Origin of the sequence: Streptomyces sp. NBC_01537, from assembly GCF_045040445.1 — a bacterium.
Classification (GTDB): Bacteria; Actinomycetota; Actinomycetes; order Streptomycetales; family Streptomycetaceae; genus Actinacidiphila.
The window spans coordinates 2,271,470-2,288,552 of record NZ_CP109392.1 but is presented as its reverse complement, the minus strand read 5'-3'; the positions used below and the strand labels follow the sequence as shown (position 1 = coordinate 2,288,552).

Annotated in this window: 13 protein-coding genes; 5 read left to right on the top strand and 8 right to left on the bottom strand. The window is 72.2% G+C overall.

The genetic code is table 11. From position 1 onward, the window contains the following. Positions 1-14 precede the first annotated feature (14 nt). Positions 15-446 carry an NTP pyrophosphohydrolase gene (locus tag OG607_RS10565; RefSeq protein WP_405721717.1) on the bottom strand — a complete coding sequence of 144 codons (432 nt, stop codon included), beginning with the start codon at positions 444-446 and terminating at the stop codon, positions 15-17. An 89-nt stretch (positions 447-535) separates the two neighbouring features. On the opposite strand from OG607_RS10565, the gene OG607_RS10560 reads away from it, so the two are divergent. From OG607_RS10560 to OG607_RS10545, 4 genes are all read left to right on the top strand, one after another. After that, positions 536-1,318, top strand: coding sequence for a DsbA family protein (locus OG607_RS10560; protein WP_405721714.1), 783 nt, complete (start codon positions 536-538; stop codon positions 1,316-1,318). 110 nt (positions 1,319-1,428) lie between these two features. Further along, on the top strand, positions 1,429-2,805 hold the full coding sequence (locus tag OG607_RS10555) for an extracellular solute-binding protein (RefSeq protein WP_405721711.1): 1,377 nt from the start codon (positions 1,429-1,431) through the stop codon (positions 2,803-2,805). Next, positions 2,802-5,132 carry a nitrate- and nitrite sensing domain-containing protein gene (locus OG607_RS10550; RefSeq protein ID WP_405721709.1) on the top strand — a complete coding sequence of 777 codons (2,331 nt, stop codon included), beginning with the start codon at positions 2,802-2,804 and terminating at the stop codon, positions 5,130-5,132. The genes OG607_RS10555 and OG607_RS10550 overlap by 4 nt, the downstream gene beginning before the upstream one ends. 333 nt (positions 5,133-5,465) lie before the next feature. Continuing rightward, the gene (locus OG607_RS10545) at positions 5,466-6,137 is read left to right on the top strand and encodes a response regulator (protein WP_405721706.1); all 672 of its coding nucleotides are present in this window, start codon (positions 5,466-5,468) and stop codon (positions 6,135-6,137) included. Here OG607_RS10545 and OG607_RS10540 read toward each other — a convergent pair. From OG607_RS10540 to OG607_RS10510, 7 genes are all read right to left on the bottom strand, one after another. Further along, the gene (locus OG607_RS10540; RefSeq protein WP_405721703.1) at positions 6,115-6,483 is read right to left on the bottom strand and encodes a response regulator transcription factor; all 369 of its coding nucleotides are present in this window, start codon (positions 6,481-6,483) and stop codon (positions 6,115-6,117) included. The two genes, OG607_RS10545 and OG607_RS10540, sit on opposite strands and share 23 nt — an antisense overlap. 135 nt (positions 6,484-6,618) lie before the next feature. Next, positions 6,619-8,745 carry a 3-hydroxyacyl-CoA dehydrogenase NAD-binding domain-containing protein gene (locus OG607_RS10535; RefSeq protein ID WP_405721700.1) on the bottom strand — a complete coding sequence of 709 codons (2,127 nt, stop codon included), beginning with the start codon at positions 8,743-8,745 and terminating at the stop codon, positions 6,619-6,621. Beyond that, positions 8,742-9,959 (bottom strand): thiolase family protein, encoded by a 1,218-nt coding sequence (locus OG607_RS10530; RefSeq protein WP_405721697.1) that lies wholly within the window; start codon positions 9,957-9,959, stop codon positions 8,742-8,744. Before OG607_RS10530 ends, OG607_RS10535 begins: the two co-directional genes overlap by 4 nt. A 142-nt stretch (positions 9,960-10,101) precedes the next feature. Beyond that, positions 10,102-12,726, bottom strand: coding sequence for a beta-galactosidase (locus tag OG607_RS10525; protein WP_405721694.1), 2,625 nt, complete (start codon positions 12,724-12,726; stop codon positions 10,102-10,104). A gap of 361 nt (positions 12,727-13,087) precedes the next feature. Then, a complete protein-coding gene (locus OG607_RS10520) occupies positions 13,088-14,332 on the bottom strand; it encodes an HRDC domain-containing protein (protein ID WP_405721691.1) in 1,245 nt (414 codons plus the stop codon). A gap of 111 nt (positions 14,333-14,443) precedes the next feature. After that, complete coding sequence (locus tag OG607_RS10515) at positions 14,444-15,106, bottom strand: LuxR C-terminal-related transcriptional regulator (RefSeq protein WP_405721688.1); 663 nt, start codon at positions 15,104-15,106, stop codon at positions 14,444-14,446. A gap of 205 nt (positions 15,107-15,311) precedes the next feature. Beyond that, positions 15,312-15,944: a DUF3000 domain-containing protein gene (locus tag OG607_RS10510; RefSeq protein WP_405721686.1), complete on the bottom strand. Its 633-nt coding sequence runs from the start codon at positions 15,942-15,944 to the stop codon at positions 15,312-15,314. 89 nt (positions 15,945-16,033) lie between these two features. Here OG607_RS10510 and hemE point away from each other — a divergent pair, with 89 nt between their 5' ends. Then, positions 16,034-17,083 (top strand): uroporphyrinogen decarboxylase, encoded by a 1,050-nt coding sequence (gene hemE / locus OG607_RS10505; protein WP_405721683.1) that lies wholly within the window; start codon positions 16,034-16,036, stop codon positions 17,081-17,083.

The window sequence follows — 17,083 nt, the reverse complement described above, 5'->3', positions numbered from 1 at the left end:
CTCGCCGCCCCCGGTCAACCGGCCGCGGGCCGCACCACCCTCGGGCCCGCGACGAGTGCGCCGTGCGCCGTCACCCGGGCCCGCAGCTCACGGTCGGCCGTGATGACCAGGCACCGCCGGCCGCCCGCGGCCCCGGCGTCCGCCGCCAGCTCGGCGATGAGGTCGTCCCCGCTGCCGGGGGCCGCCTCGACCCGTACGCCCGGGACCGGCGGCACGCCCCGCGCGGCGCCCTCGACGACCAGGACGAGGTCGAGCGGCGGCACGGCGGCCCAGCCGGGGACGCCCGGGGCGGTGGCGGGAAGGCCGAGCCCGGCAAGGGGGGCGAGGGCGTCGCGGAGCCGGACGGTGGCGCCGTGCCGGTCGCGCCACCAGCCGTCGGGGACGGATCCCACGGTGTTGGCGGCGTCGATGATCACCAGGGGGCGCGGATCGCTGTCGTTGTCCACGGCTGACACCCTGCCATGAACGGCCCTCGCCGACGGTGGTACAAAGACGCCGTAGGTCGAGGCACAGGCGTTGAACAAGGTGGCGGCACATGAGGAAGTCCAAGGCGAAGGCCCCCAAGGCACCGAAGGCACCGAAGGCGGGGCGCGGGAGCCGGTGGCGGCCGTACGCGGGGACGGTGGTGGCGCTGGTGGTCGTGTTCGGCGGGTCGGCGCTGATCGGGGCGCATGTGCGCGGCCAGAAGGCGACCGAGGTGAAGGTGCCGACGGGTGCGGTCGCGACCGACGGTTTCGGGCTGCCGGTGAAGCCGACGGTGCCCGTGGCGCTGACGGTGTACGAGGACCTGCGCAGCCCGCAGTCCAAGGCCTTCGCGCAGGAGTACGCGGCCGTCTTCACCGGCCTGCTGGCCACCGGGCAGGTGGAGATCGACTACCGGCTGGTGACGCAGTCGGACACCGACAACGGCGGACGCGGCGCGCTGACCGCGGCCAACGCGGCCGCGTGCGCGCAGGACCAGGGCAAGTTCGCCGAGTACGTCGACAAGCTGTGGGCGGTGCAGCCGGCGGACGTCACGGACGACGGGCTGAACAGCGAGACGCTGCTCAAGAAGGTCGGCACGGAAGTGAAGAAGCTCGACGCGGCGAAGTTCGTGCCCTGCGTACAGGGCGGCGACCACGACGGCTGGGTGCGCAAGTCGCAGCAGGCGTTCACGGCGGCCGGCTTCACGGCCGTCCCCGTGGTGCAGGTCAACGGCGAGACGCTGGCCGACCCCACCCCGGCGAAGCTCCGCACCCTCGTGAAGAGCGCTGTCGCGAAGGCCGAGTCGGACACCGCCACGGCGACCGCCACCGCGTCCGCCACGGCCAGTTCGTGACAGCGCGTCAATAGTGCCCGCACCGGGGCCATTCCGGGGGAAACCGGTATGATGTGGCCCGGCCCGCACCACTGTGTCCGCCAGGCGGCGGGACAGGGCGGAGGTGCGCTATGCGGTTGCGTAACAGGCTTGTCGCGGTGGTGGCCGGCGCGGCCCTCGCACTGACTGCGTGCAGCAGCGGCGGCGGTGGCGGTGGCGGGAACGACGACCGGTCGGCCGCCACCGACACCACCTGTGACGGCAAGCTCGCCAAGACGACCTACATAACGGCCTGGTTCCACGAGTCGGGCGCCGAGCGCGACACCCTCAGCAAGCAGGTCAAGGCGTTCAACGCGGCGCAGAGCGCGGTGCGGGTCAAGTTGATCCCGCTCCCGGAGGGCGACTACGCGCGGCAGATCAAGTCGGCCGCGGCGACGGGGAACCTGCCCGACGTCCTGGACTTCGACGGCCCGAACCTCTACAACTACGCCTGGTCCGGCAAGCTCAAGCCGATCGGCTCCTGCATCCCGAAGTCCCTCACCGCCGACCTGCTGCCCACCATCGCCCAACAGGGCACCTATGCCCGGCGGATGTGGGGCGTCGGCACCTACGACTCGGGCCTGGGCCTGTACGTACGCCGCTCCGCGCTCCGGAAGATCGGCGCCCGCATCCCCACCGGCCCCGCCGACGCCTGGACGGCCGCCGAGCTGACCGGCATCCTCGGCAAGCTCCGTACGGCGGGCTGGCAGCGGCCGCTGGACCTGCAGACGGCCTGGGCCAAGCCCGGCGACGAGTGGTTCACCTACGGATTCGCCCCCGCCATCCAGTCGGCGGGCGCCGACCTCATCGACCGCACCGACTACCGCACCGTGGACGGGGTCATGAACAGCCCGCAGGCCGTCGGGGCGCTGACCACGATGCAGGGCTGGGCCAAGGCCGGGCTGCTGGCCGCGAACGACGACAAGAACGCGTTCACCGAGGGCCACAGCCCGATCTCCTGGGTCGGCCACTGGGTCTACGACGAGTTCAGCAAGGCCTTCCCCGGCGACGTCACGATCGTGCCGCTGCCCGACTTCGGCCGGGGCACCGTCACCGGCATGGGCTCCTGGCAGTGGGGCATCACCGCCGACGCGACTGACGGGGACGCGGCCTGGCGCTTTCTGGCCTTCCTTCTCAAGCCCGCCGAGATCCACCGCATGACCCAGGCCAACGGCGCGATCCCGGCCACCAGGAGCGCGGTCGCGCTGTCCGGCAGGTACGCCGTGGGCGGCCCCGAGCACCTGTACATCGAGCAGCTGGAGGACGGCGCCGCCGTGCCACGCCCGCAGACCCCCGCCTACCCGGCGATCAGCAAGGCCTACTCCATCGCCTTCGCCTCGGTCATCCTCGACGGCCGCCCGGTCAAGTCGGCCCTGGACGCGGCCGTCCGCAGCGTGGAGCAGGACCTGGACGATCACCAGGACTATCCGACGGCTGCCGCCACCGGTCCGTCGGCGTCCTCGCCATGAAAAGCGGCAGACGCGGCGGCGGTCGTCCTGCGCCCAGCCGTCCCGCGCCGCTCGCCCGGCTGCGCGTGGGCCGGAAGCTGGCCCTCCTGGTCATGCTGCCGCTGGGCGCGCTGCTTCTCTTCACCGTCCTGTCGTCCCTGGACCAGTTACGGACCGCGGACCAGCTGCGCGACTTCCGCGCCGCGAGCCGGATGTCCTTCGTGACGGCCGCGGTCGCCGACGCCCTCGCCCGCGAGCGCACCGCGGCCGTGCTGGAGAGGGTGAGCCCCGGCACGCGGCAGTGGCAGCGCGAGAGCGCCGCGCGGGCCCGGGCCACCGACCGGGCGCTGGACGCCGCCATGACGCGGGCGGCGGGCCGTACCGGAAGCGACGAGGACATCCACGGCCGGCTCCTCGCGCAGCGCAACCAGCTGCTGGCCCTGCGGGTCCAGACCGCGGCCGGCGCCATCGGCGCGCAGGAGGCCGACGACCGGTACAGCTCGCTGGTGCGCGAATTCCTCGAAATCGTCGGCGTCCTCGACTCGGGGCGGCCCGCGAGGGCATCGGGCCAGGCGGCCGACGCCTACCTGGCGATCCTGGCCGCGATCGAGGCCGCCGAGCACGAACGCACAGACCTGGCAGTGGTGTTCGCCGAGCCGACGGGCGAGCGCCGGGCCACCGCCAGCCAGTGGGAGAACCTGGAGGCCGCCGAGTTCGCCGCCTTCAACCTCACCGCGAGCCAGCGGCTGCGGGCCGAGCTGAAAGCCGTGCTCTACGGACCGGCCGGCCGTCCCGTCCAGGGCCTGCGCGACGACCTGGCGACCGCGCCCGGCCCGGTCGCCCGCCGTGCAACCCTGGCGGGCTGGCTGGACATGTCGGGGGACCGTATCGCGAGCCTGCGCGCCCTGGAACGCGAGGCGGCCGGGGACCTGGAGACCGCCGCGTCCCAGGACCTCGCCGCCACGCAGGGGCAGCGCAGGCGCGACCTCGACGTGTCGCTGGCGGTGCTGGTCGCGGTCGTCGCCCTCGCGGTCGTGCTGTCCCGCTCGATCACCCGCCCCCTGGCCGAGGTCTCCGCCGGCGCCCGTACGCTCTCCGGCGGCGACCTCGACTCCGGCGTCCGCTACACCGGCCGCGACGAGATCGGCGAAGTGGCCGAGGCGTTCCGCGGCCTGCGGGTGACGGCCGGACGCCTGGCCGGCGAGATCCGGGACATGAACACCGCCATCACCGGCGGGCAACTCGGCCACCGCGCCGACGTCGCCGCCTTCGAAGGCACCTGGTCCCAGCTGCTCCAGGGCATGAACGGCACCATGGCGGCCTTCGCCGGGGTGCACGGGCGGCGCCGCAAGGCGGAGCTCGAACTGGAGGGCATCTTCAACCTCTCCCTCGACCTGCTCTGCATCGGCGGCAGCGACGGCTACTTCAAGCGGGTCAACCCCGCCTTCGAACGGACCCTCGGCTATACGGGCCAGGAGCTGCTGGCCCGTCCCTTCATCGACTTCGTCCACCCCGACGACCGGGCCCGTACCCTCGCCTCCCTCGACGAGCTGGCCCGGGGCGAGGCACAGGTCGGGTTCGAGAACCGCTACCTCCACCGGGACAGGACCCCGCGCTGGCTGGAGTGGAACGCGCTGCGCGATCCGGACGGGGGGCTCATCTACGCCGCCGCCCGCGACATCACCGAACGCCGCCGGGCCGAGCGCGAACTGGCCCGCTCCCGCGCCCGCGTGGTGGCCGCCGCCGACGAGGCCCGGCGCCGCATCGAACGGGATCTGCACGACGGCGTACAGCAGCGCCTGGTCTCGCTCGGCCTCGAACTGCGGGTCGCCGAGACCATGGTGACGGAAGATCAGACCGAACTCAGGGACCGGCTGTCGGACACCCTCAAGGGCCTGACGGGCGCCCTGGACGACCTCCTGGAGATATCCCGGGGCATCCACCCGGCCATCCTCTCCCGCGGCGGCCTGGGACCCGCGCTGCGCACTCTCGCCCGCCGCTCCGCCGTCCCGGCCGAAGTCGACCTGCGCATGCCGTCGGTGCGGCTGCCGGACAGCGTGGAGGTGGCCGCCTACTACGTGGTGTCGGAGGCGCTCACCAACGCCGCCAAGCATGCGCATGCGTCCTTGGTGCGCGTGCGGCTAGAACCGGGCGACCGCGACGGCACGGTCGAGCTGGAGATCCGCGACGACGGGATCGGCGGCGCCCGGACCGGCCGCGGCTCCGGGCTGATCGGGCTCACCGACCGCGTCGAGGCGCTGGGCGGCAGGATCAGGGTCGAGAGCCCGCCGGGGAGCGGGACCGCGCTGTTCGTGACGCTGCCCGTCGCCGAGGCCGGAAACGACTGACCGCCCGGGGCGTCCGCGCGGTCTCACAGGAGGGGGAGTCCTGGATCCCGCGTACGGGCGGAAGCCTCGGGCGGTCATTGCCGGACGGCGGGTGGGTGGTGGTGACGTGCCGTCCGATCTGGGGGTGTCGGCCCGGTTGGATCCGGAGGGACCGGCGTTGCCGTGCTTCCCGCACTCGCCGAATCCCGCAGCCTCCGGATCCACCGGCCGCTGGCTGCTGCCCGGTGTTGCCGTTTGCCGTGCTGACGCTTCAAGCATCCAGCTCCCGCAGCCCGTTGTCGTCCCGGCCAGCCGCCATCCCGGCTTCCTGCTAGCCGGTATGCTGGCGCCGCAATGGACGAGAAGCAGCAGGCCGGCCGGGGGCGGCTCGTCCTGGCCGACGACGACATACTGCTGCGCGAGGGCATAGCGAGTCTGTGCCAGCGCGCCGGCTTCGAGGTGGCCGGACAGGCCGGTGACGCCGGCCGGTTGCTCACCCTCGTCCGCGAACAGCGCCCCGATCTCGCGATCATCGACATCCGTATGCCGCCGACCCACACCAGCGAGGGCCTCGACGCGGCCCGCACCATCCGCGAACGCCACCCGCAGCTCGGCATCCTCGTCCTGTCGGCCTTCGTCGAGGTCGAGGACGCCCTTGAACTCCTGGCCGGCGGACGCCGCGTCGGCTACCTCCTCAAGAGCCGCGTCACCGACGTCGAGGAGTTCATCGAGACCCTGGACCGGATCCTCAAGGGCGGTTCCGTCGTCGACCCCAGCCTCGTCCACGAACTCGTCGCCTCCCACCGCCGCGGCGACCCCCTCGCCGACCTCAGCGCCCGTGAGCGCGAGGTCCTGGCACTCATGGCCGAGGGGCGCTCCAACGCCGGCATAGCCCGCCGGCTCTGGGTCACCGAGGGCACCGTCGAGAAGCACGTACGCAGCATCATGGGCAAGCTCAAGCTCCCCGAGGACACCGACGACCACCGCCGCGTCCTCGCCGTCGTCACTTTTCTCGAGGCCCGCTGACCAGCGCCCGGATCGCATCCGCCGACAGCCTGCCCTTGGCCAGGAACCCCAGCGCCGGACTCGCCTCGATCAGCTCCCGGAAGTCGTCCTCCACATGCGTCGAGATCAGAATGATCCGCCCCCGCGCCGGCCCCTCCGCCAACTGCCGCACCACATCGAAGCCGCTCTCGTCGCCCAGCCCGATATCGACCAGCGTCACATCCGGCCGCAGCTCCTCCGCCTGCAGCAGCGCCTCGGCCCTCGTCGTGGCGACGCCGACGACATCCATCCCCTCACGCTCCAGCAGTCCCCGTGCCGCATGCAGGAAAGCGGCGCTGTCGTCGACGATGAGGCAGCGCATGGCCATGCCCCAAGGATCCCGAGCACGGCCCGCCTTGCGCATTCCGGCTAGCTGTAAAGCTGTGGATTCCCTGAGCGCGCATGGCGCTGCCCCGGCACCGCTTGAAGCGGTGCCGGGGCAGCGTCGGTCCAGCCGGGGGAACTACGCCGGGACGCTCGCGACGCCCGGGGCCAGGAACGGCTTGCCGTTCACCCGCTCGCTGACGCCTTCGCGGTCCAGGTACGGCGTGATGCCGCCGAGGTGGAAGGGCCAGCCGGCGCCGGTGATGAGGCAGAGGTCGATGTCCTGGGCCTCGGCGACGACACCCTCCTCCAGCATCAGGCCGATCTCCTGGGCGACGGCGTCGAGGACGCGGGCGCGGACCTGGTCCTCGGTGAGGACGGAGTCGCCCTGGACGAGCAGAGCGGCGACCTCGGGGTCGAGCTCGGGCTTGCCGGAGTCGTAGACGTAGAAGCCACGCTTGCCGGCCTTGACGACGGCGGCGAGGTTCGGGGAGACGGTGAAGCGGTCCGGGAAGGACCGGTTGAGGGTCTCCGAGACGTGCAGGCCGATCGCGGGGCCGACGAGCTCCAGCAGGACGAGGGGGGACATCGGGAGGCCGAGGGGCTCTACGGCCTTCTCGGCCACCGCGACGGGGGTGCCCTCGTCGATGACGTTCTGGATCTCGCCCATGAAGCGGGTGAGGATGCGGTTGACGACGAACGCGGGGGCGTCCTTCACCAGCACGGCGGTCTTCTTGAGCTTCTTGGCGACACCGAAGGCCGTGGCCAGCGAGGCGTCGTCGGTCTGCTCGCCGCGGACGATCTCCAGCAGCGGGAGGATCGCGACGGGGTTGAAGAAGTGGAAGCCGACGACCCGCTCGGGGTGCTCCAGCTTCGACGCCATCTCGCTCACCGACAGCGAGGAGGTGTTGGTGGCCAGGATGGCCGTCGGGGACACGACCGCCTCGACCTCGGCGAAGACCTGCTGCTTGACGCCGATCTCCTCGAAGACCGCCTCGATGACGAAGTCCGCGTCACCGAAGGCCGCGGCCTTGTCGAGGGAGCCGGAAACCAGGGCCTTGAGGCGGTTGGCCTTGTCCTGGTTGACGCGGCCCTTGAGCAGCAGCTTGTCGATCTCGCCGTGGACATAGCCCACGCCCTTGTCGACGCGCTCCTGGTCGATGTCGGTGAGGACCACCGGCACTTCGAGGCGGCGCGCGAAGAGCAGCGCGAGCTGCGAGGCCATCAGGCCGGCGCCGACCACGCCCACCTTGCCGACCGGGCGGGCCAGGCTCTTGTCGGGGGCCCCGGCCGGGCGCTTGCCGCGCTTCTGGACCAGGTTGAAGGCGTAGATGCCGCTGCGCAGCTCGCCGCCCATGATGAGGTCGGCCAGCGCCACGTCCTCGGCGTCGAAGCCCTGCTGGAGGTCGCCGTTCTTGGCGGCCTCGATGATGTCCAGGGCGCGGTACGCGGCCGGGGCGGCGCCGTGCACCTTGGAGTCGGCGATGAAGCGGCCGCGGGCGACGGCCTTGTCCCAGCCCTCGCCGCGGTCGATGCCGGGGCGTACGACCTCGATCTCGCCCTTGAGGACGGCGGCGGTCCACAGCAGGGACTGCTCCAGGAAGTCGGCGCCCTCGAACAGCGCGTCGGCGATGCCGAGTTCGTAGACCTGGGCGCCCTTGAGCTGCTTGTTCTGGTTGAGCGAGTTCTCGATGATGACCGAGACCGCGCGGTCCGCGCCGATCAGGTTCGGCAGGATCGTGCAGCCGCCCCAGCCCGGTACGAGGCCCAGGAAGACCTCGGGGAGGGAGAAGGCGGGCAGCGCGGCGGAGACGGTGCGGTAGGCGCAGTGCAGGCCGACCTCGACACCGCCGCCCATGGCCGCGCCGTTGTAGTAGGCGAAGGTCGGGACGCCGACGGCCGACAGGCGCTTGAAGACCTCGTGGCCGCCCTTGCCGATGGCGAGCGCGTCGTCGTGGTTCTTCAGCAGCTCGACGCCCTTGAGGTCGGCGCCGACCGCGAAGATGAACGGCTTGCCGGTGACGCCGACGCCGGTGATGGAACCGGCGGCGGCCTCGGCCTCGACCTGGTCGATCGCCTTGTCGAGATTGGCGAGGGACTGCGGCCCGAAGGTGGTCGGCTTGGTGTGGTCCAGGCCGTTGTCCAGCGTGATGAGCGCGAAGTGCCCCGCACCGGGGAGGTCGATGTGGCGCACGTGCGCCTGCGTGACGACCTCGTCGGGGAACAGCTCGGCTGCGCCCTTCAACAGCTCAGCGGTGGTGGTCACTTGTTCCCCTCGAAGTGCGGGTTCTCCCAGATGATGGTCCCGCCCATGCCGAAGCCGACGCACATCGTCGTCAGGCCGTAGCGCACGTGGGGGGCGTCCTCGAACTGCCGGGCCAGCTGCGTGATCAGCCGTACGCCGGAGGAGGCCAGCGGGTGGCCGAACGCGATCGCGCCGCCGTACTGGTTGACGCGCGGGTCGTCGTCGGCGATCCCGTAGTGGTCCAGGAGCGAGAGCACCTGGACGGCGAACGCCTCGTTGACCTCGAACAGGCCGATGTCGTCGATCGTCAGGCCAGCCTTGGCGAGGGCCTTCTCGGTCGCCGGGATCGGGCCGACGCCCATCACCTCCGGCTCGACGCCTGCGAAGGCGTACGAGACCAGGCGGGCGCGGATCGGCAGACCCAGCTCCTGGGCCACGTCCTCGGCGGCGAGCAGGGAGGCGGTGGCGCCGTCGTTCAGGCCCGCCGCGTTGCCGGCCGTGACGCGGCCGTGGGCGCGGAAGGGGGTCTTCAGGCTCGCCAGGCTCTCCAGGGTGGTCCCCGGGCGCATCGGCTCGTCCTGCGTGGCCAGGCCCCAGCCGGTCTCGCCGGCCTCGGGGTTGCTGCGGCGTACCGAGATCGGCACCAGGTCCTGCTGGATCTTGCCGTTGGCGTACGCCTTCGCGGCCTTCTCCTGGGAGCGGACCGCGTACTCGTCAGCGCGCTGCTTGGTGATGTGCGGGAAGCGGTCGTGCAGGTTCTCCGCCGTCATACCCATGAACAGGGCGGAGTCGTCGACCAGCTTCTCCGACACGAAGCGCGGGTTCGGGTCCACGCCCTCGCCCATCGGGTGGCGGCCCATGTGCTCCACGCCGCCGGCCACGACCACGTCGTACGCGCCGAAGGCGATGCCGCCGGCCGTCGTCGTCACGGCGGTCAGGGCGCCGGCGCACATCCGGTCGATCGAGAAGCCCGGCACCGACTTGGGCAGCCCGGCCAGGATCGCGGCGGTGCGGCCCAGGGTCAGGCCCTGGTCGCCGATCTGCGTGGTCGCGGCGACCGCGACCTCGTCGATACGCTCCGGGGGCAGGCTCGGGTTGCGCCGCAGCAGCTCCCGGATGGACTTGATCACCAGATCGTCGGCGCGGGTCTCGTGATAGATGCCCTTCGGGCCCGCCTTGCCGAACGGGGTGCGGACGCCGTCGACGAAGACGACATCCCTAGCGGTACGAGGCACGTTGGCTCTCCTCCATATGCGGGGGCACTGCGGGCGCGCCCGCCGACTGTCCGGCAGCGTCGCCGGGGTCCATGCTACTCGCGGGTAATGAGCGTGCCCAGTCCGGTACGGGTGTGCGCGGTCACACTCCCGGGGGCGGCTCCTACGGGGTCGCGAAGTTGCCGGTCGCCCGCAGGGTGACACGGCCCAGCCCGCCCGTGCGGGCGTCCGCGTTGATGACGGCGACCGCCACCTCGTTGCGGCCGTCCGTGCGCAGCAGCCCCGACGGCACCGGGAAGGCCTGCTGGGGGCCGAGGTCGCTGACGTACTGGCCGATCATCCAGCCGTTTACGTAGATGAGAGCCCGGTAATGACGCGACCGCTCGCGGGCGACGACGAGGCTGAGCGGGACGTCCTGGCGGGCGGGGAGGGCGAGGGTGAGCGAGGTGCGGTACCAGGAGACGCCCGGGGTGCGGTCGGGGTGGGGGAGTGCGACGGAGGGCCACCGGGAGGCGTCGTACGCGGGGAGGTGGAAGCCCTGCCGCTCACCGTGGAGGCCGCCCGCGTTGAGGGGGCCGCGCACGGGGTCGGGGCGGCCGCCCTGGACGCGCCAGGTGAGGGCGCGGGCGGAGCCCTGGAGGGCGGCCGAGGTCAGGCCGCGGGGCTCCTTGTGGGAGTCGTTGGAGCGGAAGTCCATGTTGTGGCCCATGTTGACGGTCAGGACGGAGAGCACGTTGTCCGCGCCGCGCCGGACCGCGCCCGCCGGGAAGCTGAAGGTCCTGGACTTGTCGCGCGTGTCGCCCAGGAAGCGGCCGTTGAGCCACACCAGCCACTCACCCGCCTTGCCGGTGGTCGCCGCCAGCTTCACGCCCGTCGCGTCGCCCGTGAAGTGGCCCCGGTACCAGACCGAGCCCGCGTGGAAGCCGTTGTTGTCGGCGGCCGGCGCGCCGGCCGCGGCCGTGCGCCAGCCCGAGTCGTCGTACGCGGGCCGGGCCTCCGGGGTGTCCCGGCTGAACCGCCAGCCCGTGAGCGCCGGCAGGACCACGGGGGCCGGCCCCGGGAGCCGCCCGCCGTTCGCCCCGCCGTTCACCGCGCGGCCGTTCCAGGTCACGGACGTCGCCCGGCCGCCGTCGAAGACCTCGATCGCCGTCGCGCGGTCGGTGTCCCCGGTCAGCCGCAGTTCGCCGCCCTCGTACCCGGCCGTCCGCACCAGCTCGGGCCCCCGCACCAGCACTGGGCCCCGGGCGGTGTTCTGCCGCCAGAAGGTGTCGGCGGCCGCGTCGTCCGCGAGCAGGAGCAGCAGCGGAGTGCCGCCGCCGGGCGGCTCGACCAGGACCTTCGCCAGCCCCCGGTGGGTGTAGTCGAGCCGCAGCGTCCCGTCCGCCCACCGCTGCTGTACGTCGCCCGCCAGCACGGTGACCCTGGGCCGGGCCGCGTACCGCAGGACGGTCCGGCCGGCCTGCCCACGGCGGCCGTACAGCAGAGCGATGTCCTGACGGCCGCCGTCACCGAAGACCCCGTGCGTCATGATCTCCGACGTCGAGTACTCCAGCCGCTGGTGGTCCATCGCGTAGTCCGACACCAGCAGCTTGGAGTCCCGCCCCGCGATCACCACCGGCACGTCCCGGTGCGCGCCCAGGGCGATCCGCACGCTGTCGGTCGACTTGTCGTTCACGTCCTTGTGCCGGACGACCGTGAACACCGTCCCGGTCGCCGGATTGCGGCGTACGCGCTCCAGCACCGCGCCCGTCGTCCGGTCGCCCACCGCGTCCGTTTCCGTCAGTGGCGCCACCGCCTGCACCATGTAGCCGAGCCGCTTGTCGACCAGGTATTTCTCGGTCAGCCGCCGGTCCTCGCTGATCGGCGCCCCGTAGTCGTACGAGCTGTAGACCTGGCCCGGGGCCGCCAGATAGCCCCAGGACGTACCGCCGTGGACCATGTAGAAGTTCTGCATGGTCGAGCCCGACGCGATGTTGTTCTCGTACGCCGCCTTCTCGAAGTCGCCGTTCGTCAGCTGCCGGCACTTGTCATAGCCCACCCCGCCCCACGGGTCGAACGCCCCGCCCTGGAATTCCGGGAGATAGAGCGGCTCGCCCTTGTTGTGCGCGAACGCCATGTCCGGCAGCGGGCTCCACACGTCCGGATGCGAGCAGTCGAATTCCTGCGGATAGCGGTCGTACCCGTCGATGTCCAGCTCGCGGGTGAAGACCCCCTTGTGGTTGCCGAGCAGCGGAACCGTGATCCCGTCCGCCTTCGCCTTCGCCGCGAGGTGCCGGATGTACGCGTGGCCGTCCGGGGTGTCCGTGTAGAGCTCGTTCTCCACCTGGTACGCGATGACCGTGCCCCGGCCGTCCGTCAGCTGGTGCCGCGCGATGAGCGGGTCGATGCGCGACAGCCACTCGTCGGCCGCGGCGAGATAGTCCGGCGCCGTGCTGCGGGCGTGGCCCTTCTGGGTGCTCAGCCAGCCCGGGAAGCCCCCGCCGTCCGTCTCGGCGTTGATGTACGGGCCGGGGCGGGCGATGACGTAGATCCCGACCTCGGCGGCCATGTCGAGCAGCCGGTCCACGTCCCGGATCCCCGTGAAGTCGTACTGGCCCCTTGCGGGCGAGTGGAAGCCCCAGTCGAAGTAGATCGAGGTGGCGTTGAAGCCGCCCGCCTTCATCTTCTGCAGCACGTCCCGCCAGGCGGCGGGGCTGGGCAGCCGCCAGTAGTGGAACTCCCCGGACCAGACGTAGAGCCGCTTCCCGTCGATCGAGTACGAGTGGTCGTCGTACGCAATCGTGTGCACGGCCTTAGCCTTCGGCGCCGCACAGGGCGCCGCTGCGGCCAGCATGGCCGCCCCCAGCAAGGCCGCTGCCATCGCTCTGGGAACCCGTCGCCGCGTGGCCATGGCCGCCCTGCCCTTCTTGCCGGGAATGCCCGGTGAGCGTAGGCATGTCCCCGGCTGTCCTTCAAGCGACACGCTTGCGGCGAGCGAGTGGCCGAGGGCGTTTCCCCCACCCCGCCCCTTCCCGAAACCATGGGGCTGCGCCCCCTGGACCCCGAACGCCCTCCGGGCGTGTCCTCAAACGCCGGACGGGCTGAAAATCAGCCCCTCCGGCGTTTGAGGAGCGGGGTCCGGGGCGGAGCCCCGAGGCTCGCCGCAGGCGCTACGTCGCCGGCGCCTGGACGGCCAGCGCGGCCGTCAGAAGCGGCGTGACCTGTTCGACCTGCCAAGCGCGGGCGCCGAGGCCGGACAGGATCTGGGCGACCGATGCGGCGGAGGCCTCGGACGGCGGGTCCCAGCAGAGGCGGCGGACGGTGTCGGGGGTGATGAGGTTCTCCTGGGGGAGGTTGAGCTCCTCCGCGAGAGCCGAGACCGCGGCGCGGGCGGCCGAGAGGCGGGCGGCGGCGGCCGGGTCCTTGTCGGCCCAGGCGCGCGGGGGCGGGGGGCCGGTGTAGGCGGGACCGGGCTGGGGGAGCTCGCGTTCGGGGAGCGCGCGGACATGGTCGATCGCGGCCTGCCACTGGTCGAGCTGGCGGCGGCCCATGCGGTGGCCGAAGCCGGGAAGCGCGGCGAGGGCATGGGAGTTGGGCGGCAGCTCCAGCGCGGCGGCCACGATCGCGGCGTCGGTGAGGACGCGGCCGGGCGAGACGTCCCGCTCGCGGGCGATGCGGTCCCGCAGCAGCCACAGGTCCCGTACGACGCCGATCTGGCGCCGCCGCCGGACCTTGTGCATCCCGGACGTACGCCGCCACGGGTCGACGCGCGGCGGGGGCGCCGGGGCGGCGGCGATCGCGGCGAACTCCTGGAGGGCCCAGTCCAGCTTGCCCTGGGCGGCCAGCTCCTCCTCCAGCGCGTCACGCAGGTCGACGAGCAGTTCGACGTCGAGGGTGGCGTAGCGCAGCCAGGGCTCGGGGAGCGGCCGGGTGGACCAGTCGACCGCCGAGTGGCCCTTCTCCAGGGTGTAGCCGAGGACGCTCTCGACCATGGCGCCGAGCCCGACTCGGGCGAATCCGGCCAGCCGGCCGGCGAGCTCGGTGTCGAACAGGCGGGCCGGCCGCATGCCGGTCTCCTCCAGGCAGGGCAGGTCCTGGGTGGCGGCGTGGAGCACCCATTCCGTCCCGTTCAGGGCAGCGCCCAGGGAGGAAAGGTCGGGGCACCCCACGGGGTCGATCAGCGCGGTCCCTGCTCCGGCGCGGCGCAGCTGGACCAGGTAGGCCCGCTGTCCGTAGCGGTAACCGGAAGCGCGCTCGGCGTCGACGGCGACAGGTCCGGTGCCCGTGGCGAAGGCCGCGACGATGTCGGCGAGCGCCTCCGGGCTGGCGGTCACCGGCGGGATTCCCTCGCGCGGGTCCAGCAGCGGGACCGGCGCCGGGGCTGCTTCAGTTGCGGTCTCTCGGGCGTCGGTCACGTGTAAAGGGTATCTGTGTACAGCAAGCGCCCGCCGACGGAACGTTCCGTCGGCGGGCGGCTCGGGGTGTTGTTACATTCCGTGAACGGTTGGCGAGCGATAAGTGAACGCTCAGTGGATGATTCCGGTACGCAGGGCCACCGCGACCATCCCGGCCCGGTCACCCGTGCCGAGCTTGCGGGCGATCCGCGCCAGGTGGCTCTTCACCGTGAGGGCGGACAGCCCCATGGAGACGCCGATGGCCTTGTTGGACTGGCCCTCCGCGACCAGCCGCAGCACCTCGACCTCGCGGCCCGACAGCTCGCGGTAGCCGCCGCCGTGGCCCGGGGCGCCGGGTGGGCGGCGCTGGATGCGCTGCCCGGCCGCGCCGATCGGGGAGGTGCCGGGACGGCCGGGGAGGCCGAGGTTGTTGCGGGTGCCGGTGACTACGTAGCCCTTCACGCCGCCCGCGAGGGCGTTGCGTACGGCTCCGATGTCGTCGGCGGCGGAGAGGGCGAGGCCGTTGGGCCAGCCGGCCGCCCTGGTTTCGGCCAGCAGGGTGAGGCCGGAGCCGTCGGGGAGGTGGACGTCGGCCACGCAGATGTCGCGGGGGGTGCCGACCCGGGGCCGAGCCTCCGCGATGGACGACGCCTCGATCACGTCGCGTACACCGAGCGCCCAGAGGTGGCGGGTCACGGTGGAGCGGACGCGGGGATCGGCGACGACCACCATGGCGGTCGGCTTGTTCGGGCGGTAGGCGACCAGGCTTGTGGGGTGTTCGAGAAGAACCGACACCGGGCCTCCTGGGGGGAGTGGCTGGGACTGAAGGGTCACAGTTCCCTTCGGCAGCTCCAGCGCCCGGCTTTAGAGGAAGATCACGATTTGTTTAGTAACAATTCCGGCAATTCGGACAGCTTATCGATCGTTGCCGATCGAACCTGCGACAGCCGTGATCACACTCGGCTCAGGGCTCGGCTCAGGGCTCGGCTCAGCGATCGGCTCAGCGTGACTGCTGCGGGCCGCGCCGGTTCGGCAGCGGCACGACCGCCCTGGGCCCGCCGCCGTCCGTCACCGGCGGCAGCCCGGCGCTGGTGCACAACAGGTCGCACCAGCCCGCCAGATGCGCCGCGACATCCGGCACCCCGCCGGTGCCCTCGCGCGGGGTCCAGGAGGCCCGGATCTCGATCTGGGTCGAGTCCTCACGCCCCGCCAGCCCGCCGAAGTAGTGCGACGAACTGCGCGACACCGTGCCACTGGGCTCGGCGAAGCCCGCGCCGTGCGTGTCCAGCGCGCCCGTCAGCCAGGACCAGCTCACCTCGGGGAGCAGTGGATCCGCCGCCATCTCAGGCTCCAGCTCGGCGCGCACCAGGGTGACGAGCCGGAAGGTGCCGTGCCAGGCCTCCGGCCCGGCCGGGTCGTAGAGCAGGACGAGCCGGCCGTCGGCCAGTTCGTCGCCGTCCACGACGACGGTCGCTTCGAGCGCGTACGCGTGCGGGGCGAGCCGCTTCGGCGGCGGGGTCGGATCCAGCTCGACCTCGTGCCGTACGCGAGCGCGCAGCAGTGCGTCGACCGCGTGCTGGAAGGGGAGAGGGGCGCTGTCCCCGTCCGAGAGGTGCCCATGAGCCGCTGCCATGCCCGGAAGACTAGGCGGAACGGGGCCCCGCGTAGTGCACGACACCCGGGTGGGCGGGTCGCCCGGTTGGCGCATGCCATGATTTGGGCGTGAGTGCGCACCAGCAGACCGCTGCTTCCCCGTTCATCCGCGCGTGCCGTCGCGAGTCCGTGCCCCACACCCCGGTGTGGTTCATGCGCCAGGCCGGACGCTCGCTGCCCGAGTACCTCAAGGTGCGCGAGGGCATCCCCATGCTCGAATCCTGCATGCGGCCCGAACTCGTCACCGAGATCACGCTCCAGCCGGTGCGCCGCCACAAGGTCGACGCGGCCATCTACTACAGCGACATCGTGGTGCCGCTCAAGGCCATCGGCCTCGACCTCGACATCAAGCCGGGCGTCGGCCCGGTCGTCGCCCAGCCGATCCGCACCCGGGCCGACCTCGGGCGGCTGCGCGACCTGGAGCCGGACGACGTCGGTTACGTGACCGAGGCGATCGGCATGCTCACGGGCGAGCTGGGCGCGACCCCGCTGATCGGCTTCGCCGGTGCGCCTTTCACCCTGGCGAGTTACCTGATCGAGGGCGGTCCCTCGCGGTCGTACGAGCGCACCAAGGCCATGATGTACGGCGACCCCGAGTTGTGGGCGGACCTCGTCGACCGTCTCGCCGCCATCACGGGGGCGTTCCTGAAGGTCCAGATCGAGGCGGGCGCGAGCGCCGTCCAGCTCTTCGACTCCTGGGCGGGGGCGCTGGCTCCGCAGGAGTACCGGCGGTATGTGATGCCCGCCTCGGCGAAGGTTTTCGACGCGGTCGCCGGGTACGGGGTGCCCCGGATCCACTTCGGCGTCGGGACGGGCGAACTGCTCGGCCTGATGGGCGAGGCCGGCGCGGATGTCGTCGGCGTCGACTGGCGGGTGCCGCTGGACGAGGCCGCGCGCCGGGTCGGCCCCGGCAAGGCCCTCCAGGGCAACCTCGACTCGGCCGTGCTGTTCGCCCCGACGGCCGCCGTCGAGGCCAAGGCCCGCGAAGTGCTGGCCTCGGCCTCGTCGCCTCAGGTGCCCGGGCACATCTTCAACCTCGGGCATGGCGTGCTGCCCTCGACCGACCCGGACGCGCTGACCCGGCTGGTGGACTTCGTCCACACCGAGACGGCGGTCTGA